The sequence below is a fragment of the Sphingomonas sp. AC522 genome (assembly GCF_979258125.1).
Window position 1 is genome coordinate 1,459,959 of the sequence record NZ_OZ409836.1, and the last position, 22,887, is coordinate 1,482,845.

The 22,887-nt window shown below is 64.0% G+C and carries 21 protein-coding genes; 14 read left to right on the forward strand and 7 right to left on the reverse strand.

The features are described 5' to 3' along the window. Positions 1 to 6 precede the first annotated feature (6 nt). The 4 genes from ACZZZM_RS07220 to ACZZZM_RS07235 all read left to right on the forward strand — a co-directional run bounded on the left by ACZZZM_RS07220 (position 7) and on the right by ACZZZM_RS07235 (position 4,462). Positions 7 to 711 (forward strand): response regulator transcription factor, encoded by a 705-nt coding sequence (locus ACZZZM_RS07220; RefSeq protein WP_463594431.1) that lies wholly within the window; start codon positions 7 to 9, stop codon positions 709 to 711. After that, positions 708 to 2,276, forward strand: coding sequence for a sensor histidine kinase (locus tag ACZZZM_RS07225; protein WP_463594432.1), 1,569 nt, complete (start codon positions 708 to 710; stop codon positions 2,274 to 2,276). Before ACZZZM_RS07220 ends, ACZZZM_RS07225 begins: the two co-directional genes overlap by 4 nt. A 194-nt stretch (positions 2,277 to 2,470) precedes the next feature. Further along, positions 2,471 to 2,899, forward strand: coding sequence for a DUF4440 domain-containing protein (locus ACZZZM_RS07230; protein ID WP_463594433.1), 429 nt, complete (start codon positions 2,471 to 2,473; stop codon positions 2,897 to 2,899). Positions 2,900 to 3,727: 828 nt separating this feature from the next. After that, positions 3,728 to 4,462 (forward strand): tetratricopeptide repeat protein, encoded by a 735-nt coding sequence (locus ACZZZM_RS07235; RefSeq protein ID WP_463594434.1) that lies wholly within the window; start codon positions 3,728 to 3,730, stop codon positions 4,460 to 4,462. A gap of 121 nt (positions 4,463 to 4,583) precedes the next feature. Here ACZZZM_RS07235 and ACZZZM_RS07240 read toward each other — a convergent pair whose 3' ends face one another. Both ACZZZM_RS07240 and ACZZZM_RS07245 read right to left on the reverse strand, forming a co-directional pair. Beyond that, positions 4,584 to 5,006: a hypothetical protein gene (locus tag ACZZZM_RS07240; RefSeq protein ID WP_463594435.1), complete on the reverse strand. Its 423-nt coding sequence runs from the start codon at positions 5,004 to 5,006 to the stop codon at positions 4,584 to 4,586. Between the two features lie 276 nt (positions 5,007 to 5,282). Then, complete coding sequence (locus ACZZZM_RS07245) at positions 5,283 to 5,534, reverse strand: hypothetical protein (RefSeq protein WP_463594436.1); 252 nt, start codon at positions 5,532 to 5,534, stop codon at positions 5,283 to 5,285. A gap of 280 nt (positions 5,535 to 5,814) precedes the next feature. On the opposite strand from ACZZZM_RS07245, the gene ACZZZM_RS07250 reads away from it, so the two are divergent. Continuing rightward, complete coding sequence (locus ACZZZM_RS07250; RefSeq protein WP_463594437.1) at positions 5,815 to 6,801, forward strand: aldo/keto reductase; 987 nt, start codon at positions 5,815 to 5,817, stop codon at positions 6,799 to 6,801. Between the two features lie 37 nt (positions 6,802 to 6,838). Here ACZZZM_RS07250 and ACZZZM_RS07255 read toward each other — a convergent pair whose 3' ends face one another. Continuing rightward, positions 6,839 to 7,513 carry a nitroreductase gene (locus ACZZZM_RS07255; RefSeq protein ID WP_463594438.1) on the reverse strand — a complete coding sequence of 225 codons (675 nt, stop codon included), beginning with the start codon at positions 7,511 to 7,513 and terminating at the stop codon, positions 6,839 to 6,841. Between the two features lie 222 nt (positions 7,514 to 7,735). Here ACZZZM_RS07255 and ACZZZM_RS07260 point away from each other — a divergent pair, with 222 nt between their 5' ends. The 4 genes from ACZZZM_RS07260 to ACZZZM_RS07275 all read left to right on the forward strand — a co-directional run bounded on the left by ACZZZM_RS07260 (position 7,736) and on the right by ACZZZM_RS07275 (position 12,779). Next, positions 7,736 to 8,647, forward strand: coding sequence for a LysR family transcriptional regulator (locus tag ACZZZM_RS07260; protein WP_463594439.1), 912 nt, complete (start codon positions 7,736 to 7,738; stop codon positions 8,645 to 8,647). Positions 8,648 to 8,760: 113 nt separating this feature from the next. After that, complete coding sequence (locus ACZZZM_RS07265) at positions 8,761 to 9,984, forward strand: acyl-CoA dehydrogenase family protein (protein ID WP_463594440.1); 1,224 nt, start codon at positions 8,761 to 8,763, stop codon at positions 9,982 to 9,984. Between the two features lies 1 nt (position 9,985). Then, complete coding sequence (locus tag ACZZZM_RS07270) at positions 9,986 to 11,092, forward strand: acyl-CoA dehydrogenase family protein (protein WP_463594441.1); 1,107 nt, start codon at positions 9,986 to 9,988, stop codon at positions 11,090 to 11,092. A gap of 124 nt (positions 11,093 to 11,216) precedes the next feature. Next, on the forward strand, positions 11,217 to 12,779 hold the full coding sequence (locus ACZZZM_RS07275) for a class I adenylate-forming enzyme family protein (protein WP_463594442.1): 1,563 nt from the start codon (positions 11,217 to 11,219) through the stop codon (positions 12,777 to 12,779). Between the two features lie 206 nt (positions 12,780 to 12,985). Here the strand turns inward: ACZZZM_RS07275 and ACZZZM_RS07280 are convergent, their stop codons facing one another. The 3 genes from ACZZZM_RS07280 to ACZZZM_RS07290 are packed head-to-tail and all read right to left on the reverse strand — an operon-like array spanning position 12,986 to position 15,665. Continuing rightward, positions 12,986 to 14,146: an acyl-CoA dehydrogenase family protein gene (locus tag ACZZZM_RS07280; RefSeq protein WP_463594443.1), complete on the reverse strand. Its 1,161-nt coding sequence runs from the start codon at positions 14,144 to 14,146 to the stop codon at positions 12,986 to 12,988. Then, positions 14,146 to 14,727, reverse strand: coding sequence for a cupin domain-containing protein (locus ACZZZM_RS07285; protein ID WP_463594444.1), 582 nt, complete (start codon positions 14,725 to 14,727; stop codon positions 14,146 to 14,148). The genes ACZZZM_RS07280 and ACZZZM_RS07285 overlap by 1 nt, the downstream gene beginning before the upstream one ends. Then, positions 14,724 to 15,665 (reverse strand): alpha/beta hydrolase, encoded by a 942-nt coding sequence (locus ACZZZM_RS07290; protein WP_463594445.1) that lies wholly within the window; start codon positions 15,663 to 15,665, stop codon positions 14,724 to 14,726. Before ACZZZM_RS07290 ends, ACZZZM_RS07285 begins: the two co-directional genes overlap by 4 nt. Positions 15,666 to 15,813: 148 nt before the next feature. Between ACZZZM_RS07290 and ACZZZM_RS07295 the strand changes: the two genes are divergently transcribed. The 5 genes from ACZZZM_RS07295 (at position 15,814) to ACZZZM_RS07315 (ending at position 21,589) form a co-directional block, all read left to right on the forward strand. Then, on the forward strand, positions 15,814 to 17,247 hold the full coding sequence (locus tag ACZZZM_RS07295; protein WP_463594446.1) for an NAD-dependent succinate-semialdehyde dehydrogenase: 1,434 nt from the start codon (positions 15,814 to 15,816) through the stop codon (positions 17,245 to 17,247). Between the two features lie 110 nt (positions 17,248 to 17,357). Then, positions 17,358 to 19,019: a thiamine pyrophosphate-binding protein gene (locus tag ACZZZM_RS07300; RefSeq protein WP_463594447.1), complete on the forward strand. Its 1,662-nt coding sequence runs from the start codon at positions 17,358 to 17,360 to the stop codon at positions 19,017 to 19,019. Positions 19,020 to 19,030: 11 nt separating this feature from the next. Next, the gene (locus ACZZZM_RS07305; RefSeq protein ID WP_463594448.1) at positions 19,031 to 19,951 is read left to right on the forward strand and encodes an SDR family NAD(P)-dependent oxidoreductase; all 921 of its coding nucleotides are present in this window, start codon (positions 19,031 to 19,033) and stop codon (positions 19,949 to 19,951) included. Further along, on the forward strand, positions 19,951 to 20,736 hold the full coding sequence (locus tag ACZZZM_RS07310; protein WP_463594449.1) for an enoyl-CoA hydratase: 786 nt from the start codon (positions 19,951 to 19,953) through the stop codon (positions 20,734 to 20,736). Before ACZZZM_RS07305 ends, ACZZZM_RS07310 begins: the two co-directional genes overlap by 1 nt. Before the next feature lies 1 nt (position 20,737). Next, a complete protein-coding gene (locus tag ACZZZM_RS07315) occupies positions 20,738 to 21,589 on the forward strand; it encodes a MaoC/PaaZ C-terminal domain-containing protein (RefSeq protein ID WP_463594450.1) in 852 nt (283 codons plus the stop codon). On the opposite strand, the gene ACZZZM_RS07320 is transcribed toward ACZZZM_RS07315, so the two are convergent. Further along, positions 21,586 to 22,743, reverse strand: a complete 1,158-nt coding sequence (locus ACZZZM_RS07320) for a CaiB/BaiF CoA transferase family protein (protein WP_463594451.1) — start codon at positions 22,741 to 22,743, stop codon at positions 21,586 to 21,588. The two genes, ACZZZM_RS07315 and ACZZZM_RS07320, sit on opposite strands and share 4 nt — an antisense overlap. Between the last annotated feature and the right edge of the window lie 144 nt (positions 22,744 to 22,887).

The following is a 22,887-nucleotide window of genomic DNA, read 5'->3' on the forward strand; positions in this document are numbered from 1 at the left end:
GGCCCCATGCCGCGCACCATCCTGATTGCCGACGACGATCCGCACATCCGCCAGCTGCTGGCGTTCGCGTTCGCCAAGGCGGGTCTCGACACCGTCGAGGCGGATGATGGCGAGGCGGCATTGCAACTGGCCGCCGATCGGGCTGTCGACCTTGTCGTGCTCGACATCAACATGCCGCGGATGGACGGCCTGGAGGTGTGCCGGCGGCTGCGCGCCACGGGCGACATGCCGATCCTGTTCCTCTCCTCCCGCAACGACGAGATCGATCGCGTCCTCGGGATCGAGCTCGGGGCGGACGATTATGTGGTGAAGCCTTTTTCGCCGCGCGAGGTGGTGGCCCGGTCGATGGCCATCCTGCGCCGCGCCGGTGCCCGCCCGGCGTCGCTCGACAAAGGCAGGCGGATCGAGCATGGCCGGCTGTGCCTCGACATCGAAGGCTGGCGGGCGACCTGGGCGGGCGACGAGATCGCGCTGACGGTCACCGAATTCTCGATCCTGCGAACGCTGATCGCGATGCCGAGCAAGGTCTTCAGCCGCGACGCGATCATCGACCGGCTGCACGGTCCGGGATTCGCTGTCACGGACCGGACGATCGACAGCCACATCCGCAATCTGCGCAACAAGTTCGTGCGCGCGGGCGGCACCGACGTGATCGAGACGCGCGCGGGCATCGGCTACGGACTTGGGAGCTGCACGGGCGCTCCGCCGTGATCGGTGCGCTGAAAGCCATGGTCAAACGGCATTGGCCGTCGCTCCGGCTGCGCACCATCCTGTTCGGCACCTTGCTGTTTACTGCGGCGCTGCCCGGTGTGGGCGCGGTGTTCCTGCGCGTCTATGAAAATACGCTGGTCCGCCAGACCGAGGCGGAGCTGGTAGCCCAAGGGGCCGCGCTGGTAGCGACTTCCCAGGCGCTGTGGACCGATGCGCGCCAGGCTCCCGCGGCTCAGCCAGCGGCCTCGACAATCGATCTCCGGAGCACGCCCGTGCTGGGCGAGCGCCCGCAAGCATCGCGACCCACGATTCCGCCCGATCTGAAGGCGCTCGAAGCCGCCGCCAGGCTCGCCCCGATCATCGCATCGACGCAGCAGGCGACGTTGGCGTCGATCCAGTTGGTCGACCGCGGCGGCATCGTAGTGCTCGGCCATGAGGCTGGCGGCTCTTATGCGCAGGTGCCGGAAGTGTCCGCCGCGCTGCGCGGCACGATCGGCACGGTGCTGCGACAGAACGGTGCGTACAGCCAGCGCTACGCATTCGAATGGCTCAGCCGCGCTTCGTCGCTGCGCATCCATCATATCCGGCCGATCGTCGTGGATGGCCATGTGGTGGGAGCGTTGCTGCTGTCCCGCTCGCCGCGCGCCTTGTTCCGCGGACTGTATGAGGATCGGGGCAAGATCATATTCGGCGTGGTTCTGATCTTCCTCACGCTTGTCGTCCTGACCGGATTGCTTTCGCGCGGCATTGCCCGGCCAATAGAAGCGCTGGCCAAGGCGACCCGCGGCGTCGCGGCGGGCACCGGGACGCTGCCCGAGACGCCGGTCACCGCGGCGATCGAGATACGCGGGCTGTTCGAGAACTTCCGGACGATGGCCGCCGCAATCGACCGGCGCTCAAGCTATCTTCGCGATTTCGCCGCATCGGTCAGTCACGAATTCAAGACCCCGCTGGCCGGCATCGCCGGGACGATCGAGCTGTTCGAGGATCATTCCCAGTCGATGACCGAGGAAGAGCGCGAGCGCTTCCTGGGCAATATCAAGGCCGACGCCGAGCGTCTCGCGCAATTGGTGACGCGCCTGCTCGACCTCGCCCGCGCCGACATGGCGCAAGCGGATTCCCGGATCGCCGTCGAGGCCTTGGCGGTCGTGCGGCCGGTCGTCGATGCGTTCGACGCGCCCGATTTTCGCGTGGTGATTTCGGCTGAGGGAGAAACCTTCCCCGTAGCTGTCGCCGCTTCAACTATCGAAGCCGTGCTCGGCGCCCTGCTCGACAATGCGCGCCAAGCCGCTGCCAGCCGCGTCGATATAGAGGTGGCGCGGCGCGGAACCCACATCGAGCTCACGGTTGCCAACAATGGTGCGGAAATACCGCCTGCCGACGCGCAACGAATCTTCGAACCGTTTTTCACCACCCGCAGGCAGACCGGTGGCACCGGATTGGGACTCGCCATCTCGGCTTCGCTGCTTCGTGCAGGCGGAGGCAAAATCGCGGTCACGAACACGACAACGACGGGGCCATGCTTCCTAGTGACCCTACCGGTGGCGAATACGAATGGCGGCTAAGCGCCCCAATTGCAGTCATTTATGCGCTGCTCGGCACGCGCCGAAAGCGGACGGTCTGTTTAAGATGGTGCCAGGCACGGCCAAACGTCTGGAAGTGGGTGGGAAGGTGACTGGCAGCTTTGAATGCCGGGAAGGTTGTTTGCAGCCGCCGCAGCGCTCTTGTTAGTAGGAGCGGCCTCATTCAAACTCATGAGATGGTAAGCGAGTCCCAGATCGAAGCTGCCTTGGACAAGCGCCACGCGGCTGCCAATGCGGCATTCGCGAGCAGGGACGTGAAGGCATACCAATCCATTTTCAGTAACGCCCTTCAGTATACCAGGCGCGACGGCCTTACGATCGATCGAAGCCGACTAATGCAGGACGTCAAAACGCAGTTCAGACGGCTGAATCATTCTGAGTCCAGCTTTGAGCGCGAGACGCTGATCGTTGATGAAGGGCAGGTTACTGAAACCTTGCTCCAAATCGCGACCGTGGGAGCATCAGCTTTCGGCTTTCTTCAGCGCAACTGGCGTGTCCAACGCCACGGCCATTACACATGGGCGATGGAGGACGGGGAGTGGAAGATCGTTCGAGTTCGTGTGTTGACTGAGACGGTCGCGAGCCGTTGGAAACTCGGTCGTTAGCGGAGGCGTCCGCTTCGCAGCATTTCGATGATCGCTGCGAATGGCCGCTATTGGGTCGCTAGCCGACCGTCCGCTTGTAGCGCGGCGCGAGCATCCCCGGTATGGCCAAAACTGGGTGGTTAGCTGCCGCAACCTCGCGGCGTCGAACTACCCCTCTCGGTGCGGTCACTCGTAGCGAACTGGCGCGACAGCCGGTAAAGAGCGACCGCAGCCGTCGCGTCGTCAGAATAGCGGTTACCCAATGCTTCCGCCTGTGCTGCCTCCGCGGCAGAACAAAACTGACCTTCCTCAATGGGGGGTGAGTAGGCGCGATAGCCGGTGACTACGCACGCATCACCGCCGAAACAGCGGGTGACCGGGACAATGCCAGCACAGGCCTCCATGTTTGCACTTAGCTCTTTGCCAAGTGTAGCGCCTACCTCCTCGAAGGCTTGCCAGCAGCGTGCCTTGCCGTCCGCGCTGGCCTCAAGTCGCGCGCACCGGCACGATTGCTGCGCAAGTGCCAGGAGCGGAGGGTGACGAGGTGCGGAAGATACGAGCCAACTCGGAAGTGCAATCGCGACCACGCCAATGAAAGCCGCCACTAATGGCATAGAACCAGCACGGAAAGGCGAGGCCACGGGCGACGCAGAACTTCTGTTGGCCATTTGGGGAGGATTGCATGTGAGGGAAGCGTCCGCAATTGGGTCGTTAACTGCCGGGCGGCTTCTAGCGCGTTGCGATCACCGCAGGGACGGCCAAAAGTGGGTGGTTAGCTGCCGGTCGGCTTCGCGCGACGCTCCCATAGGATTACCTTGCGGCGATCGAGCGCCATGTTAAGTCTACGGGATGAATGACGGAACGGCGCGCCTTCTTGCTGGAATGCTAGCGGTTGTCGTTCTCGCTTTGCCTGGCTGTGGACGCGCCCAGGATACGGGGCTCATACCTGCGCTCGAAAGCCTTGCCCAAGCTGGAAATGCCGAGGCGATCTATCATCTGGGCATGGCATACCAAACCGGCTCGGGTGTCGCGGAGGATCATGCCAAGGCACTTGATGCTTTCCGCAAGGCCGCAGCTCTAGGTGATCCCTTGGCCTCCTATAAATTGGGTTGCTATTATGACGGACAGGGCGCGGGTCTGGTCGAACCTGACACGAAATTGGCTCTTCAGTATAAGCTCGTCGCTGCGAAGGCCGGCTATGCGCTCGCGCAGCAAGACGTTGGCATCCTCTTCGCTCGCGGGGGAGATTTGCAGGAAGGACTGGGTTGGCTGGAGCGCTCAGCAGCTCAGGGTTGGTCGGGCGGCCTGATGGCTCTCGCTTCAGCCTACAACGGAGCGGCCGGCGTCAAGCCAGATGCCGTGAAAGCTGCCGCTTTCTTTCAGCTTTTTCTTGTCCGTTCGGAGCCAAGCGACACGCAGATGAAGTGGTTGAAGGATTTTGAAGCGAGGCTATCACCCGACGAACGAAAACGGACTAAGGAGATTGTGCGCGATTACCGGCCAGCGCCTACTCAACTCACGATAAAGGCACTCTCCGGACAACGGGCTGCGCAATCCTTGGTTCAAATGAGCGGTACTAGGTGACGGCTCTTCGGAAGCCGGCGCATCGCCGATAAGGTCCGCAAATGGGTCAGTAGCGGACCGACTGCTATCGGGTCAGCCGCATGAGCGTCTGAGCGACCTGAAGTGGGTGGAAAGCGGTCATTTAGTGAGCGGCCAGTCCGCCGCCGCCGAGCGCGATGATTGTAAGCTCCTTGCCGCCAGCCGGAACCGAAGCCTGCCACCCCTCGAAGCCCGACGAGTTGTTGAAAATATCGAGGCGAGCGCCGCCGTCGAACTCGATCCGTAAATCCGCTGTCTGCTCGTCAAGTTCAACGCCATTGACCCTTTGCCCGTGTAGCAGTTCGTTGGTGCGGGCTTCGCCATTCACAGGGCGAGCAAGTCCGAACCACTGCTCGTCATCCTCATCGCCGTGGACAATGCGGCCTCCACTGACGACGCGCCACGGAACAGACACAGCGATGTTCAGACGCTCGCCGAAGTCGAAGCTCCAGTCCGCTTCGCGCGGATTGACGCGACAGGTTCGTCCATAAAGGGCGGCGGAGAGGGTGGCAGCAGGTGTATCCATCGCTCGACCATCCCACGCGGCATCAACGTCTGCAATTGGGTCGGTAGCTGTTAGGCGCCTTGTGGCCGCCGCCCCGCGCGGCCGTTATAAAAGGCGCGCGGCATGATATATGGGCGGCGAGCCAGCGGAAGCTGCGTCGTCACTTCGGGTGGTCGTGCGCCTAGGTCCGCTGGCTCACCCTCTCAAATTTCAAACTGAGACACTACCGGAGTTACCGTTTGGTGGAACGTCAGCAACTGGGTCGTTAGCGGCCCGACCGCTCATGGCGCCGCACGCTCAGCGCTGAACGGCAACATTTGGGTGGGTAGCTGTCCTTTCGCTGATCAAACCAAGCAGACCTTCACGTGCTTTATCGGCACCGCTTCGCCGTTTATTGGTTCCTCGCGCAAATGGCTGCCGCGCCAGCTTTCGGCCATCAAGTGACAGATCGCCATTGCCCTGAGCATGCATGCCTGAGGCGATCACCCATGGTGTTCCGGCGAGTTCGACCATATCCTCGGCGCGGCTCGGGCCGCAGACGAAGCGCATGTCAGGGACGGAGGAACAGGTGCTCGGAGCGACCATGATGGGCTCGTATTGCGCGTTTGCAGGTCCGCCGCCTGCGCCAAGCGCGAGGCAGGCCAACGCGGTATATGCGTGCCTGAACAGACCCACGCGCTCTCCTGACTTCATGCTATCCCATTATAGAATAGCGCGCACGCCCGGCTGTGCGAGCCAGCTATTTGCTATCGTTGCGATACAGAAACGTACGCATCACTATGCCGACCTTTGCATTATGTCCTGACGACCGTTTCGGAGGAGGGCGAACATGGAGATGCGCACGCTGGGCTCGCAGGGGCTGCGGGTATCGGCACTGGGCTTGGGCTGCATGGGCATGTCCGAATTCTATGCAGGCCGCGACGATGCCGAATCGGTGCGAACGATGGAGCGGGCGATTGGGCTTGGCGTCACGTTGTTCGATACGGCCGACATGTATGGCGTCGGAGACAATGAGAAGCTGCTGGGGCGCATGCTGCGTGGGCGCAGCGAGGCGGTGACCGTCGCGACGAAGTTCGGCAATGTCCGCGGCGAGGATGGCAGCTTTCGCGGTATCAACGGCCGGCCCGATTATGTGCACGCGGCTTGTGATGCGAGCCTCCAGCGGCTGGGGATGGAAGTGATCGACCTCTATTATCAGCACCGCGTCGATCCCGACGTGCCGATCGAGGACACGGTCGGCGCGATGGCGGAACTCGTGGCGGCGGGGAAGGTGCGCTATCTGGGGCTTTCGGAAGCCGGGCCGGAGACCATTCGCCGCGCGCATGCCGTTTATCCGATCAGCGCTTTGCAGACCGAATATTCGCTTTGGAGTCGCGATCCGGAAGCCGAGATCCTCCCGGTTTGCCGTGAGCTGGGCATTGGCTTCGTGCCCTATAGCCCGCTGGGCCGCGGCTTCCTGACCGGCGCGTTCAAGACGCCGGGCGATCTGCCCGCCGACGACTATCGCCGGCATTCGCCGCGATTTCAGGGCGAGGCCTTCTACGACAATCTCAAGCTGGTTTCCGAGATCGAAGCGATCGCCGCGACGAAGGCGTGCACGCCGGGGCAATTGGCGCTGGCATGGGTGCTGGCGCAGGGAGACGACATAGTACCGATTCCCGGAACCAAAAGGCGGCGCTATCTCGACGAGAATGTCGCTGCGTTGAACGTGGCTTTGTCGGCTCAGGATATTGCCCGCATCGATAAGGTGCTTCCGCCGGGTGCCGCCAGCGGCACGCGCTATGCGGCGGCGCAGATGGCGTCGCTTTCGCGCTAGGCCAGATGCTGGGCGCGCGATGCCCGATCGGTGGGCATCAGTGGAATTGCACCAGATCCGTCACCGGGCTGCGCTGCGGGCGCACCGCGGTGCTCGGATCTGCTTCGTCGGCAAGGCCGAAAGAGATGCCTACCAATAGCCGGCCCTCCTCCTCGAGCCCAAGCCCTTCGCGAACGATTGCTGGATAATCGCTGAGCGACCCTTGCGGGCAAGAGCCGATGCCTGCCGCTGCCAGCGCCAGCATAAACGTTTGGGCGAACTTGCCGCAATCGGCGACTTCGCGAACACCGCCATCCGCGGGAATGAACAGGAACGCCGCATGGGGCGCGCCGAAGAAAGCATAGTTGCGCAGGAAGGATTTCATCCGCGCCTGCTTGTCGTGCCGCTCGACGCCCTGCGCCTGGAACAGGCGAATAGCGGCGTCGATCTGGCGATCGCGATACTTGCCGCGATAGGGCTGCGCATGCTCGATCTCGGGCTCGCGGGGAACGCCCGTCATCGCGGCTTTCACCAGCGCCTCGCCCAGCCGGGCGAGCGTTGCGCCCGATGCGATATGCAGCTTCCACGGCTGGGTATTGCAGCTCGACGGGGCGGTTCCGGCGGCGGTCACTGCGCGTTCGATCAAGCTGCGGTCGACAGGATCGGGCAAGAAGGCGCGAACCGAGCGGCGTCGGCCGGCTATCGCTTCGAAAATTTCAAGATCGGACCGCATCGTGGATAGCTAGGCGCGGGCTGTATTGTCGGGCAAGCCCAGGCGATGGGTATCGCGGCTATAGCAATCTGCGATTTGACCATCTGCTCTCATCCCGGCCAGCGTCTCTATCGGTGCCTGAGAGCGGTCTAAAATGGATGCATTGCTCTAGGCAACGCAAGCGCGCATGCTTCGTGCGGGAGCGATGCCGGAAGAGCATCGCCATCAGGGCGGGATCTTTGAATGGAATTGCGTCAGCTTCGATATTTCGTGTCGGTCGCCAAGAATGAGAGCTTCAAGAAGGCGGCGATCGAATTGCGTATCGCCCAGCCGGCCCTCAGCCGCCAGATCGGCTTGCTCGAGCATGAGCTCAAGACACCGTTGTTCACGCGCCACACCCGCGGATCGATACCGACCGAGGAAGGTCGGCTGCTGCTCGAAGAGGCCGAGCGGATCCTGCATTTGACCGAACAGGCCAAGCAGAAACTGTTGTTTCATCGCAGCGTGATCAGTGGGCAGGTCGGGGTCGGACTGGCGCCGACGCTGGCGGAATGGATCGCGCCGGAGATGATGGTCCAGGTGCGGGAGAAGCACCCGGAGGTAAGCCTGCGCTTTGCCGAAGGTCTGTCGCCCCGGCTCCGGCAGATGCTGGTCGGAGGTACTGTCGACGTTGCGGTGCTGTCGCTGAATGTCGATCCCGCGCATCTGGTACTCGGTAGTTCGATAACCGAGCCGATCTCGCTCGTAGGCCGCGCCGGCGATCCGTTGTTGGAGGGCGAAACGCCGCTCAAGCTGCATGAACTCGTCGATCTGCCGATCATCCTCTCAGGCATTCGCAAGGAAGGCATTCGCGACATCGTCGATCGCGCTTTTGCCGAGGCCAGCCTGACCTTCAACAACGTGGTGGCCGAGGTCGAGACGATGTTCATGGCACGGCCGATGGTTGCCCGCGATCTGGGATATATCGTTAGCCTGGAAAGTGCTGCAGAGGCGGGCATCCGCGATGGCGTGCTTGCCACTCGCCGCATCGAATCGCTCAAGATGGAGCGCATCGTCGCGCGCTCCGCTGAGCATTCGCCGTCGCGCGCGGTACTGGAAGTGACCAAGCTGCTGACGTCGATCCTGCGCGAGCGGTTCCCGCGGCCGCGAGGATAGGCATCGCGCCGCTATGCCTGCGATCACCAAACGGCATTTGAGACGCTTTTGAGGGCAACCTAACCCGCTGACTATGTTGAGGGGCAGAACCTCTCGACGCACGAGAGGATCAGATGGACTTCACGCTCAGTCCCGAAAACGCCACGCTCAAGGCGGAGATGCGCGCCTGGATCGCAGAGGCGCTGCCCCAGCGGCTCCAGAAACGCGCGACCAACGGTTTTCACCCTGCCAAGGAAGACATTCGGGAGTGGATGCAGATCCTCAACGCCAAGGGGTGGATCGGTCGCAATTGGCCCGAAGAGTTTGGCGGGCCGGGCTGGGACACGACCCAGGTGGACATGTTCGTCGAAGAACTGGGCCGGGCCGGCGCGCCGGGGGTGAGCAATCTGGGCGTGTTCATGGTCGCGCCGGTGATCTTCACCTTCGGCACCAGGGAGCAGCAGGATCGCTATCTCAAGCCGATCGCCAATGGCGATGTGTTCTTCTGCCAGGGCTTTTCGGAGCCCGGCGCGGGATCGGACCTGGCATCGCTCACCACCACCGCCGTGCGTGACGGCGATCATTATATCGTCAACGGCGTAAAGGCGTGGACCAGCGACGGGCATTTCGCCGACAAGATGTTCACGCTGGTGCGCACCGATCCCGATGCGCGAAAGCAAGCCGGGATCAGCTTCCTGCTGATCGACATGAAGGCACCGGGCGTCGAGCTGAAACCAGTGCACATGTACGACCATCAATACACCGTGAACGAAGTGCACATGACCAACGTGCGGGTGCCCGTGGACGAGCTGATCGGCGAAGAGAATAAGGGCTGGGACTATGCCAAATTCCTGCTCGCGCGCGAGCGCGGGATGGTCGCGCAGAGCTGGCTGATCCGCCACGATCTCGAAAATGTGAAAACCTATGCCCGCGACCAGCAGGACGGCGCGGGTTCGCTCTACGACAATGCCAGCTTCCGGAAGAAAATCGCCAGGCTGGAAATCCAGCTCAAGTCGCTGCGCTGGCAGATGCAGCGAATGCTGACGGAGGCGGCGCCGAGTTCGGCCGCATCGACCGCGGCGATGAAGGTGCAGGGTGGCGAGGCACAGCAACAGGTCTCGGCGCTGACCGTCGAGGCGCTGGGGCAATATGGCACCGCGTACTTCCCCAATCACGAGCCCGGCGTGGAGCATGATCTCGACCAGAGTCCCTTTGGCCAGGACGAGGCTCCTGCGTTTGCGCCGGATTATGCCCGCGGCAAGCTAGGGCATTTGATGTTCCGCCGCGCAATCACGATCTTCGGCGGATCGAGCGAAGTGCAGCACGGCATCATCGCCAAGACTTTGTGGGGGTATTGAGGTGGATCTGAAGCTTTCTCCCGCCGAAGCAGAGCTGCAATCCGGCCTGCGCGCCTGGCTGGATGCCAATTACGATTTCAATGCATTGCTCAAGCGGACGCGGAGCGCGCAGACCCGCGACCCGAAGCTGTGGCAGGGGCTGATAGAGGGCGGCTGGATCGCCCGCGCGCTTCCGCGCCGCGACGCCGTGCAGCAATCCGCGATCGACGCCAGCATCGTGGCCGAGGAATTCGGGCGCGCGCTGGTGGTCGAGCCTTTCCTGCGCTCGGCCTATCTGGCGGCGTCGCTGATCGTAGAGGCGGTGAACGGCGCCGAGGGTGACGCGTTGCTGGCGAACATCGGCAGCGGCGAGAACCGTTTTGCCGCGGCTCTCTATGAGCCCGATGGCCGTTTCTGGCTGAACCGGATTTCGACGAAAGCTGTCGAAAGCGGCAATGGCTGGCGATTGACCGGGCGCAAGGCGATGGTGATGGACGGCGTGGACGCCGATCGCATCCTCGTCAGCGCCACCACCAGCGACGGCAGCACCGGGCTGTTCCTCGTCACCGGAAATTCCACGGGAATGACGCGCACGCTGTTTCACAGCATCGACGATTTCGCCGCGGCGGATATCGCTTTCGACGGCGTCGAAGCGGTGCCCGTGGCGATCGGCGCGGATGTGTTGGGTGCGATCCAGGCGGCGGTCGATCGCACTATCGTCGTGCTGGGCGCGGAAGCGGTCGGCGCGGCGCAGGCGGCGATTGACGAGACCGCTGCCTATGCCGGGAAGCGCGAGCAGTTCGGCCGTGCCATCGCCAGTTTCCAGGTGGTCGCGCACCGGCTGGCGCGGATGTTCATCGAGCTGGAAGGCTTACGCGGCAGCGTCATCGAAGCTCTTTCGAATGCCACGTCTTGCGCGGAAGATCGCGCGATGGCGGCGGCGGGCGTGAAGGTGATGATCGGCGAAAATGGCCGCTTCGTCGTCAACCAGGGAATTCAGCTGCATGGCGGTGTCGGCACGGTGGACGAATATAAGGTCAGCCACGCCTTCAAGCGCGTGTTCGCGATCGAGACATTATTCGGAAATGGCGACTTCCATCTTGAGCGCTACGCCAGAGCGATGGCTTAGGTTTCCCTCGTCTTCCCGGCCTTGAGCCGGGATCCCCGCTTCTTCTGTTCCGGGGGTAGCGGGGGCCCGGCTCGAGCCCGGCATGACGAAGAAGGGTGCGTAATCTGATGCGGGACGCAAAACGATGATGCGATTGACCCAGTTGCTCGATGCCTCGCGCCGCCACGATGGCAACAAGGTGGCGATCATCGATGGCGAGCGGCGGCTGACCTATGATGCGCTCTACGAGCGCAGCGGGCGTTGTGCGGGGATGCTGCAGGGGCTGGGCGTGGGTGTTGAGGATCGCGTCTGCATCCTGTCGCTTAATTCGCATCGCAATCTGGAAGCCTTGTTCGGCACGATCTGGGCGGGGGGTATCGCCGCGCCGCTCAACTATCGGCTGGCGCCGGCCGAGCTGGCTGGTATCCTCGAAATGGTCGAAGCGCGGGTGCTGCTCGTCGATGACGAGTTCCTCGCGCTGGGCCAGCAATTGCGCGCGCAATCGGGATGTGTCGAGCATCTGGTGCTGATGTCGGACGATGCGGCCGGCGAAGGTCTGGTGGATTACGAAGCCGGACTGGCGGATGCGCTGGTTCCGCCAGACGCGATGCGGGGCGGCGAGGATGTCGCGACGATCTTCTTCACCGGCGGCACGACCGGGCTGCCCAAGGGGGTGATGCAGACCCACAACAACCTCGTCACCTCGGCGCTGATGTATATCGCGCGGTGGAGCTGGACGAGCGACATGATCCTGCTGGGGTCCGCGCCGATGTTCCATGTCGCCGCCGCCGCGGTGATCCCGCCGGTGCTGATGGTGGGCGGGCAAGTGGTGATGATGACCAAGTTCGAACCTGGCGGATATGCCGAGCTGATCGAGCGTCACCGCATCACCTTTGCCAATGGCGTGCCCACGATGTTCAAGATGATCGTCGATGCGCCGGGCTTTGCCGAGCGCGACCTGACGAGTCTGAAGGGCATGAATTTCGGCGGCGCGCCGATGCCGCGCGCGCTGCTCGAGCGGCTGGTGGAAGGTTTTCCGAACTGCCGCTTCTACAACACCTATGGCATGACCGAGACGACATCGGCTTCGACGGTCAGCGTCGGCGTGACGCGGCAGTCGCTGCCCGATGAGGATTGGCAATGGGCCACGATCGGTTCGCCGACGCCGCTGACCGAAGTCGCCGTGTTCGGCCCCGACGATCGCGAGCTTGCCCCCGGCGAAGTCGGCGAATTGCGGATGCGCGGGCCGCTGGTGATGAAAGGGTATTGGAAGCAGCCCGAGGCCACTGCGGCTACGATCTGCGACGGCTGGATGCGCTCGGGCGACCTTGGCTTTTCGGACGCGCATGGCAATTTCTTCCTGGTCGATCGGATGAAGGACATGATCATCACCGGCGGCGAGAATGTCTATTCGACCGAGGTGGAAGCGGCGATCCGGGCGATGCCGGGCGTCGCCGATGTCGCCGTGGTTGGCGTGGCGCACGAAAAATGGGGCGAGATGGTCCATGCCGCAGTCGTGCCGCTCGCCGGGGTTTCGCTCAGCGAGGATGCGGTGATCGCCCACTGCCGGTCGCTGATCGCGGGATACAAGACGCCGCGCTCGGTAGAGATCCGTTTGCTGCCGCTGCCGGTGAGCGGGGCGGGGAAGATCGCCAAGAATGTGCTTCGCGCCGAACGCGAGCGGACTCGGGCAGATGTCGCCGGTTAGGAGGTCTGCCGGTTGCAATGTAGGATTTTGTCGGCTTGACTAAGCCGGTCGGCACGGCCGTCCGCTCGTTGAAATCGTCGCTGCAAAATCCCCGATGGCCAGTGCGCCCACTGAGGCCATTCGCGAAGCGCACGCTGCGCCTTCTAAACTTCTCCTGAACTTCACGCCGCACTCCGGCTCGGGGCCGGGATGCCGCATGGGGGGCACTAGCCCCGCTGGCTGAACCGCCGCCCCACCAAAGCCCCGGCGATATTCACCTTCTGGATGTCGATCGCGCCGCCGGCGATACCCCAGCCATAGCTGTCGCGGAATTTCTGCTCGATGCCGTATTCGCGCGAATAGCCATAGCCGCCCATCAGCTGCAGCGCGTCGGCGCAGACCGTGCGGGTCATCTCGTTGGCGAAGCATTTCGCGATCGATGCTTCCTGCGGATCGGGCAAGCCATAGCCGGCATTCGAAGCCGCGCGGTGGATCAGCAGGCGCGCGGCTTCGACCTTGACCGCCATGTCGCCCAGGCGGAGCTGGACCGCCTGGAAATCGACGATCGGCTTGCCGAATTGCTTGCGCTCCTGGACATAGGCGGTGACCGTTTCTAGCGCGCCGGCGGCAACGCCAAGCGCCATGGTGGCGTTGCCGAGCCTCTCGATGTTGAACAGGCCCATCAGTTTCGCGAACTCACCGGGGCCGGCGAGCAGATTGGCTTTCGGCACGCGGACATTGTCGAGGTAGATGTCGGCCGAGGGCACGCCGCGGAAGCCCATCAGCTTTTCCTGCTCGCCGAAGCTGAGGCCCGGCGTGTCCATCTCGACGAACACTGCGCCAATGCCCTTGGCGCCGGGGGCATTGTCGAAACGGCAGAACACGACATAGCCGCCCGAATGGCCCGCGCCCGAGCACCAGCGCTTGGTGCCGTCGAGAACGATATCGTCGCCGTCGAAGCGCGCCGCGGTCTTGAGATCGGTCAGCGCAGTGCCGGCATCAGGTTCCGACATCGAGACTGCGACGAGGATGTCGCCTGCCGCGGCCCGCGGAACGATCCGCTGCTTGAGCTCATCGGTCGCCAGGCGCTCGACGATGCGGACCGGACCCGTGCAGCATTCGAACACCGGGAACGCCACCGCGACCGATATCTTGGCGAATTCCTCCATCACCAGCAGCGCATCGAGCAACGGAAGCCCGAGGCCGCCCAGAGTCTCGGGCGTGTTGACGCCCAGAAAGCCCATTTCGGCGTAGCGGTGCAGCCAGTCTTGCGGGACCGGCTCGGCATGTTCCTCAAGCCTGCGGGCGAGTTCGGGCAATTCGGTGGCGGCGAATTTGCGCGCTGCGTCCTGCAATGCGAGCTGTTCGTCGGAGAGGCGGAAGTCCATTATGCAGAGGTGTCCTGGCCAGCGTCGAAATGGAAGCCGATTGCCTTCAGCGCCTCCAGTGTTTCCTCGCCATATTGACCCGCGATCTTGGGCGCGACGCTGGTGGCGAAGGCGACGCGATCCTGCTGATCCTCGCCGAGCGGCTGGATGATCGCGAGCAGGCGCGCGGTTTCGTCGGTAATGTTCAGGAAGGTGCGATTGACGTTCGGCGGGATCGAAATGAAGTCCATCGGCCCGAGCTCGAGGCTGTGCTGGCCTTCGTCACCCCAGATGATCTTGAAGCGGCCGTTGATGACGAAGAAATTCTCGATCGCGGTATCGTGGGCGTGGAGCGCCGGCGCATTGCCTGGCGGTGTCTCGGCGATCGAGATAACTGCGCCCGGAATGCTCTTGATCGGCGCCGCCGAGCTGCGGCCGGTATAATTGTGCGGCGCCATAATCGATAGCACGCGGCGCGCGGTCAGCTGCTCGAATACCGACGGATCGATCGAATCGGTGTGCTGGCGGCCATAGGGTACCAAGTCGGCGTAGCGGGCCACGCGCTTGTTCATTTCTTCCGGCGAAACGTCGACGGTTTTCATCGGGGGAACTCCTGTCGTTCAATGTTGGCATCCGCCAGAAAGGCGGCGGTGGTGCGGAACAGCGCGGCGCGAGCCGGCTCGAACACAGTGAAATGGGTGCCGCCGGGGATCTCGGCGTAGAGCCGGGCGGAGGTGCCGAGCCGGTCGAATACCTCGCGCGCCAGGGCGGGCGGCGTATCGGTATCCGCACTGCCGACCACCACCAGCGTCGGCACGACGATAGTGGCCGGATCGTAGCCGGGCTTGCCGGCCATCCAATAAGCGGCAATGTCGCGCGCGCTGCCATTGGGGACCGAGATCGGCTCGCGTGCGGCGAGCGTGCGTTGCAATTCGTCCTTCCAGTCGCCGAGCGTGGCGCGCACCCCCGGGTCGATGCGGCCCAGCCACCGCTCGACAAAGACCGGCACATCGACGGTGCGATACGGCTCGGACATGGTTTGCGGGGTCACCATCGGGGACGGCGTGTCACGCAGCCATTGAGGCGCGTGCAGCACCAGCCGACCGAGCTGGCCGCCGCGGGCTGCGTACGTGGCGGCAACGCTAGCCCCCCATGACCAGCCGACGATATCGACGGCATCAGCGTCCGTTTCGCGCTTGATGAACGCGACTACGGCGGCCACGTCCTCGATCGCCTGTTCGGTATCGGAAACGGGCGCGCACGGGCGGTTGCCATCGTCCGCGGGCTTCCAGGAATTGCCATAGCCGCGAAAATCCAGCGCCCAGGCGTCATGACCACGCGCGGCCAGGTCGCCGAGCCAGGACCGGCCACCAAATGCGAGCGTGTAGGCGATGCTGCCGGGAAGCGTGGATCCATGCAGCAGCAGCACCGGCCGATGCTGCGAAGATTCGGCCGGCCGGGCACGCAGCAAGTGGAGGCGGTGATCGCCTTCCTCTCCTGTCGCGGTATATTCTTCTATGTCGATACTGGCGGCGGTCATCTTGCTAGCCCCTTGCCCTTGGCGGGATAGAGGGACGGGCGGCGCGAGAGGCTTACTATTTCCGCATAATGCGCTTTGTAATTCGGCATAGCCCCGGCCTAAACCAGCAATGGCATCGGCTAATCACGGCACGACGATTGGAGCGTTTATGAGCACCGCCTTCCCCGCAACCCTGGGCATGTACATTGATGGCGAATGGGTGTCGGGCGGGCGCGATACGCATGTGCTGCTCAATCCGGCCACGGGCGCGGGACAAGCCGATCTGCCGCTGGCGACCGCCGCCGATCTGGAGCGTGCGTTGGAAGCGGCGCAGCGCGGCTTTCTGGCATGGCGCGCGGTGGCGCCCGAGCAACGCGCCCAGGTGCTGCGCAAGACTGCCGAGTTACTGCGCGAACGTGCCGGCCATATCGCCCGTGTCGCGACGATGGAGCAGGGCAAGCCGCTGGCCGAGGCCAGGGGCGAAGTGCTGGGCGCCGCCGGACTGATCGATTTCCACGCCGGCGAGGCAGTGCGCGTCTATGGCCGCGTGCTGATGCGCCCGGCGGGGATGCGCTCCATGGTGCTCCACCAGCCGGTTGGGCCGGTCGCGGCGTTCTGCGCCTGGAATTTTCCTGCGCTCAACGTGGTGCGCAAGGTCGCGCCAGCGGTGGCCGCGGGCTGCTCGATCATCCTGAAGCCAAGCGAAGAAACGCCGGGCAGCGCGGTCGAAGTGATGCGCTGTTTCCAGGATGCGGGCTTGCCGGGCGACGTTGCCCAGATCGTGTTCGGCGTGCCCGACATGATTTCGCGCCAGCTGTTAGCTTCGCCGGTGACGCGCAAGCTGAGCTTCACTGGGTCGGTTCCGGTCGGCAAGCATCTGATGAAGCTGGCCAGCGACAGCGTGATGAAGATGACGATGGAGTTGGGCGGCCACGCGCCGGTCCTGGTGTTTGACGATTGCGATCTTGAGAAGACGCTCGACACCTTGGTGGCGCACAAGTTCAGGAATGCCGGGCAGGTCTGCGTCGCGCCGACGCGTTTCCATGTGCAGGAGGGAATCTACGAGGCCTTCGCGCAAGGCTTTGCCGAGCGGACGAAGCGAATGAGCATCGGTGACGGGTTGGATGAAGCCAGCAACATGGGGCCGATGGCCAATGCGCGCCGGCCGGAATCGATCGAGGCGCTGGTCGAAGATGCGCGCGATGCCGGGGCGCGGGTGCTGGCCGGCGGCGGGCGCGGTGGCAGCTACGGGTTCTTCTTCCAGCCCACGGTATTGGCGGACGTGCCACTGGCTGCCAAGGCGATGAACGACGAGCCATTCGGCCCGGTCGCGTTGCTGGCTCCGTTCGGAACCGTCGAGGAGGGAATCGAGCAAGCCAACCGCTTGCCGTTCGGGCTGGCGGCCTATTGTTTCACCGAGAATGGACGGCGGCAGAACCTGCTCGGCGATTCAGTCGAGGCAGGAATGGTGATGATCAATCAAGTCCGCGCGACATGGCCGGACAGTCCGTTCGGCGGCATGAAGGAGTCGGGCTTCGGCTCAGAGGACGGACCGGAAGGCGTTGCCGCGCACCTGATCACCAAGGCGGTTCACATCGCGTAACGAACCGCTATGTCCGGCTTCGCGAATAGGCATTGGCCGCTATTCCAAGCCGCATCTTATAGCCCGGGCACCTTCGAACTGGCCGAGGGGCGGGGAGAGTGATGGCGGGAATGGCGAATCAACGAACCGCGGCGCGCATTCTCGTCGATCAATTGATAGCGCAGGGCGTGGAGCGCGCGTCCTGCGTGCCGGGCGAAAGCTATCTCGCCGTGCTCGACGCGCTGATCGAGAGCGATATCGACCTGCTTACCTGTCGGGCCGAGGGCGGCGCGGCGATGATGGCCGAGGCCTATGGCAAGCTCACCGGCAAGCCGGGCATCTGCTTCGTGACGCGCGGACCGGGGGCGACCAACGCTTCGCCGGGGCTGCATATCGCCGCGCAGGATTCCACGCCGATGATCCTGTTCGTCGGACAGGTGGAGCGCGGAATGCGCCACCGTGAAGCGTTCCAGGAACTGGATTACCCGGCTACCTTCGGGGCGATCTGCAAATGGGTGGTCGAGATCGACCGGGCGGACCGCATCCCCGAGATCGTCGCGCGCGCCTTCCGCGTGGCCACCCAAGGCCGGCCGGGACCGGTGGTGATCTCGCTGCCCGAGGACATGCTGGACGATATGGCGAGCGTGGCCGATGCGCCGCTGGTCGTTCCCGCCGAGACTGCGCCCGCGCCTGCCGATGTGGCGGCACTTGGCGAACTGCTGGCGAAGGCGAAGCAGCCGCTGGTGATCGTTGGCGGTTCGCGCTGGTCGCCAGAGGCGTGTGCGGAGCTCGTCGCGTTTGCGGGCCGTCTCGATCTGCCGGTCGCCACCGCCTTTCGCCGGGCGCATCTGTTTCGCGCCACGGACGAGCATTTCGTCGGCGATCTCGGCATCGGGCCGAATCCGAAGCTGGCCGAATATCTCAAGGGTTCGGACCTGATCCTGCTGATCGGCGGCCGGATGTCGGAGATCGCCTCTTCCTCCTACACGCTACTCGAAATCCCGACGCCGAAACAGACTTTCGTCCATGTCCATCCCGATCCGCTGGAACTGGGCCGGGTTTATCAGCCGACCATCGCGATCAACGCGACGCCGGCAGCATTTCTGGAAGCAGCCAGGTCGCTCGATGCAACAATGCCCTGGGCCGCGGCGCGGGCCGAACTGCGGGAGAGCTATCTCCACTGGTCGGGCAAGCCGGGCACGGTGCCGGGCGATTTCCAATATGGCGACGCGATGGCGTGGCTGCGCGAACGGCTGCCCGCCGATGCGATCATCGCCAACGGCGCAGGCAATTTCGCCGGCTGGATCCATCGTTATTACCGTTTCCGCGATTTCGCCACGCAACTGGCGCCGACCAGTGGATCGATGGGCTATGGCCTGCCGGCTGGGGTGCTGGCCAAGCGGCAGTATCCCGGGCGTATCGTGGTGACGATCGCGGGTGACGGCGACTTTCTGATGAACGGCCAGGAGTTCGCAACCGCCGTGCATCACGGCATTCCGTTGCTCGTTCTAGTGATCGACAACGGCATCTACGGCACGATCCGGATGCACCAGGAGAAAACCTTCCCCGGCCGCGTCTCGGCAACGACGCTGACCAGTCCGGATTTCGCGATGCTCGCCTGCGCCTATGGCGGGCATGGCGAGACCGTGACCAATACCAGCGAGTTCGCGCCTGCATTCGAGCGGGCGCTGGCGAGCGGCAAGCCGGCTATCGTCCATTGCCATCTCGATCCGCAGGCGATCACACCAACCGCGACGCTCGATCAGATTCGCGCCGCGGCCCAGAACCAATAAGGGAGAGTCGAATGACCGCGGAGAAGCTGATGGAGGGCAAGGTCGCCGTGGTGACGGGCGCCGGCAACGGCGTCGGCCAGGCGATTGCGGTGATGATGGCCGCGCACGGCGCCAAGGTGGTGATCAACGATATCGGCGTGTCGCTGACCGGCGAAGGGGGATCGGCGAGCCCGGCCGAGCAGACGAAGAAGATCATCGAGGATGCGGACGGCGAAGCCGCGATCAGCACCGACAGCGTTTCCGATCCCGAAGCGGCCAAGAAGATCATCCAGTGCGCGCTCGACAATTTCGGCCGCGTCGATGCGGTGGTCAACAATGCCGGCATCCTGCGCGACATGATCTTCCACAAGATGAGTCCCGAAGATTGGCGTGCGGTGATCGACGTTCACTTGAACGGCTCATTTTACGTCTCATCCGCCGCAGCGCAGGAATTTCGAAAGCAGGAGAGCGGCGCGTTTGTGTTCATGGTCAGCGCCTCGGGGCTGATCGGTGCGGTGGGGCAGGCGAACTATGCCGCGGCCAAGCTCGGCATGACCGCACTTTCCAAGTCGATCGCGCTCGACATGAAGCGCTTCAATGTTCGCTCGAACTGCATCGCGCCGGTGGCGTGGAGCCGGATGGTCAGCTCGATCCCGACCGACACGCCCGAGCAGCAGGCGCGCGTCGACAAGATGATGACGATCACGCCGGAAAAGAATGCGCCGCTGGCGGTGTATCTGGCATCCGATCGCGCCGCCCATGTGAACGGGCAGGTGTTCGGCGTGCGCAAGAACGAGATATATCTCTACAACCAGACCGATCTGGCGCGCGTTGTCGCGGACAAGGAGGGCTGGACGCCGAACAGCATCGCCGATCGGGTGATGCCGGCCTTCGTATCAGCCTTCAAGCAGCCGATCACGGCGGCGGGGCTGTTTCCCTGGGATCCGATCTGATGCCAAGCGAGATCCTGCTGGCGCGCGATGGTGGCGTGGCAATTGTCACGCTCAACCGGCCGGAGCGGATGAACGCCGTGCATCTCGAAATGATGATCCAGCTCGGCGATCTGCTTGCCGAGCTGGAAGCCGATGACGAAGTCGGTGCGATCGTGCTGACCGGGGCGGGACGGGGCTTCTGCTCTGGCGGCGATGTGAAGGCGATGGCCACAAGAGGCCCGCGCAGCTTCGAGGGACGGGTGGCCGACTTGAAGCGGATGCACCGCGTGCCGCTGGCGATCCGGTCGATGCCCAAGATCGTCATCGCCGCGATCAATGGCCCGGCGGCGGGGGCCGGATTCGGTCTGGCGCTGGCCTGCGACCTGCGCTTCGCAGCCGAGACCGCGAAATTCTCGACCTCGTTTGCCAAGGTCGGCCTGTCGGGCGACTTCGGCGGTTCGCACAGCCTGCAGCGGCTGGTCGGGCCGACGATGACGCGCGAGCTGTATCTCACCAGCCGCAGCGTCGAGGCCGAGGAAGCCTTGCGGATCGGGCTGGTCGGACGCGTTCTGCCGGGCGAGCAATTGCTGGGCGAGGCGATGACCGTGGCGCGCGAAATCGCCAGCGGGCCGCGCGTCGCCTACGGCCTGATGAAGCGCAACATGCTGGCGGCCGAGAGCGAGCCGTTCGCGACGATTCTCGACCTGGAAGCCTTCCATCAGGCGCGCAGTTCCTCGACCGAGGATCATGCCGAAGCCAAGCAGGCGATCGCCGAGAAGCGAGCGCCTCAGTTCAAGGGACGATAGCATGGCGGTCGATCACGATACGCTGATGGCACTGGAGGTGCCGGACGTCACGCAACGCTACACCGCCAAGGACTCAATCCTTTATGCGCTTGGCGTGGGCATGGGCGCGGACCCAATGGACGAGGACCAGCTGCGTTTCGTCTATGAAAAGGGCCTGCGCGCGGTTCCGACCCAGGCGCTGGTGACGGCGCTGCCCGGCATGTGGGTGCGCGATAGTGGCCTGGATTACGCGAAGGTCGTCCATGGCGAGCAGGCCGCCGAATTCCACGCGCCGTTTCCGCCCGAAGGCGAAGTCAGCGCGACGTTGCGCATCACCGATGTTATCGACAAGGGCGAGGGCAAGGGTGCGCTGGTCTATGCCGAGCGCGTGCTTACCGATGTCGCGACGGGCGTGAAGCTGGCGACGCTGCGCCAGTCGATCTTCGCGCGGGGGGATGGCGGGATCGGTGGCCCGGCGGCTGCACAACCGGCGGTGCATGTGCTGCCAGATCGTGTGGCGGATGGCACCGTCAGCCTGTCCACCGTGCCGCAACAGGCGCTGATCTACCGCCTGTCGGGCGACTGGAATCCGCTTCATGCCGAGCCCGCGGCGGCGCAACGCGTCGGCTTTTCAGGGCCGATCCTGCACGGCTTGGCAACCTTCGGCGTTGCTGCCCATGCGCTGCTCAAGGGGGTTTGTGGCTATGATCCTGCCCGGCTCGCATCGATCGCGGGTCGCTTCACGGCCCCGGTATTTCCGGGCGAGACGTTCGAGACCGATTACTGGGTCGATGGCGAAGTGGTGAGCTTTCGCACGCGCGTGCCCGCGCGCGACGTGGTGGCGATCAACAATGGCCGTGCCACGATCCGCTAAGCCCAGCCCAGATCACCGTCATGCTCGCCGATCCGCGGGGAGCCCGCGGGATGCATCATCGGGACGCCATCGATCAGTATCGGAGTGCGCAGCCCTGGAACGCTTCCGCCCGCCGCGGCGGGCATCGGGATATCGATCTGCATCTTGCGGTGCCGCACTTGCGGATCTTCGAACACGTCGGCGATTGTATTGATCGGGCCGGCCGGGACGGTTGCACCCTCCAGGCGCGCCAGCAGATCGCCGCGAGTGAAGCCCAATGTGCGCTGGGTGATCTGGACGATCAGCGTCTCGCGGTTCTCGACGCGCAACGCATTGGTGGAGAACTGATCTGCGGCACCCATTTCGGGCGCGTCCAGCGCTTCGCATAGCCGCCGGAACTGGCCGTCATTGCCCACCGCGATGATGATGTGCCCGTCGCTGGTCGGGAATACCTCATAAGGCACGACGTTGGGATGGGCGTTGCCCAGCCGGGTCGGGGTAACGCCCGAGACGAGATAATTGAGCGCCTGATTGCCCAGCACGCTGACCTGGCTGTCCATCAAGGCGCAATCGATCCAGGCGCCTTGGCCGGTCTCGTCGCGTCTGCGGAGCGCGGCGAGCACGCCGATCGTGGCATAGAGTCCGGAGAAGAGATCGGCGACGGCATAGCCGGTCTTGGTCGGCTGGCCGGCGGGATCCCCGGTGATCGACATCGCCCCGCCCATGCCCTGGATCAGGAAGTCGTACCCGGCGCGAGGGGCATAGGGCCCGTCCTGCCCGAAGCCGGTGATCGAGGCGTAGATCAGCCCCGGATTGATTGTGGCGAGCGATGCATAATCGAGACCGTATTTGGCGAGACCGCCGACCTTGAAATTCTCGATGATCACGTCTGCGGATGCGGCGAGCTTCTCGACCAAAGCGCGGCCCTCCGCCGTGGTGAAATCGGCGACGATCGATCGCTTGCCCCGGTTGCAGGCGTGGAAATAGGCGGCCGAAAGGTCTCCGCCATCGGCCGCGCGCACGAAGGGCGGCCCCCAGGTGCGCGTATCGTCGCCCTCGGGACTCTCGACTTTCACGACATCGGCGCCCAGATCGGCCAGCGTCTGCCCCGCCCAGGGGCCGGCGAGAATTCTGGCCAGCTCAAGGACCTTCAGTCCGTTCAACGGTCCCGACATGTATCATCTCCTGCGAAGGCACGGCCATCGTTCGTCGCCGCTTCGCCAACCAGAACGGTTTTGAAATCGCACCCATAACGACTTGCGAAGTGATCCCCCCGAGGGGCGGTGTTAGCCGGATGACAGATAGGGGCAGCGTCCCTC

Coding starts and splice junctions, on each gene's coding strand:
- ACZZZM_RS07235 (WP_463594434.1), top strand. CDS start 3,728: ATGAATGACGGAACGGCGCGCCTTCTTGCTGGAATGCTAGCGGTTGTC.
- ACZZZM_RS07320 (WP_463594451.1), bottom strand. CDS start 22,743: ATGTCGGGACCGTTGAACGGACTGAAGGTCCTTGAGCTGGCCAGAATT.
- ACZZZM_RS07250 (WP_463594437.1), top strand. CDS start 5,815: ATGGAGATGCGCACGCTGGGCTCGCAGGGGCTGCGGGTATCGGCACTG.
- ACZZZM_RS07285 (WP_463594444.1), bottom strand. CDS start 14,727: ATGAAAACCGTCGACGTTTCGCCGGAAGAAATGAACAAGCGCGTGGCC.
- ACZZZM_RS07295 (WP_463594446.1), top strand. CDS start 15,814: ATGAGCACCGCCTTCCCCGCAACCCTGGGCATGTACATTGATGGCGAA.
- ACZZZM_RS07245 (WP_463594436.1), bottom strand. CDS start 5,534: ATGCGCTTCGTCTGCGGCCCGAGCCGCGCCGAGGATATGGTCGAACTC.
- ACZZZM_RS07260 (WP_463594439.1), top strand. CDS start 7,736: ATGGAATTGCGTCAGCTTCGATATTTCGTGTCGGTCGCCAAGAATGAG.
- ACZZZM_RS07230 (WP_463594433.1), top strand. CDS start 2,471: ATGGTAAGCGAGTCCCAGATCGAAGCTGCCTTGGACAAGCGCCACGCG.
- ACZZZM_RS07300 (WP_463594447.1), top strand. CDS start 17,358: ATGGCGAATCAACGAACCGCGGCGCGCATTCTCGTCGATCAATTGATA.
- ACZZZM_RS07275 (WP_463594442.1), top strand. CDS start 11,217: ATGATGCGATTGACCCAGTTGCTCGATGCCTCGCGCCGCCACGATGGC.
- ACZZZM_RS07280 (WP_463594443.1), bottom strand. CDS start 14,146: ATGGACTTCCGCCTCTCCGACGAACAGCTCGCATTGCAGGACGCAGCG.
- ACZZZM_RS07265 (WP_463594440.1), top strand. CDS start 8,761: ATGGACTTCACGCTCAGTCCCGAAAACGCCACGCTCAAGGCGGAGATG.
- ACZZZM_RS07220 (WP_463594431.1), top strand. CDS start 7: ATGCCGCGCACCATCCTGATTGCCGACGACGATCCGCACATCCGCCAG.
- ACZZZM_RS07290 (WP_463594445.1), bottom strand. CDS start 15,665: ATGACCGCCGCCAGTATCGACATAGAAGAATATACCGCGACAGGAGAG.
- ACZZZM_RS07255 (WP_463594438.1), bottom strand. CDS start 7,513: ATGCGGTCCGATCTTGAAATTTTCGAAGCGATAGCCGGCCGACGCCGC.
- ACZZZM_RS07310 (WP_463594449.1), top strand. CDS start 19,951: ATGCCAAGCGAGATCCTGCTGGCGCGCGATGGTGGCGTGGCAATTGTC.
- ACZZZM_RS07240 (WP_463594435.1), bottom strand. CDS start 5,006: ATGGATACACCTGCTGCCACCCTCTCCGCCGCCCTTTATGGACGAACC.
- ACZZZM_RS07315 (WP_463594450.1), top strand. CDS start 20,738: ATGGCGGTCGATCACGATACGCTGATGGCACTGGAGGTGCCGGACGTC.
- ACZZZM_RS07305 (WP_463594448.1), top strand. CDS start 19,031: ATGACCGCGGAGAAGCTGATGGAGGGCAAGGTCGCCGTGGTGACGGGC.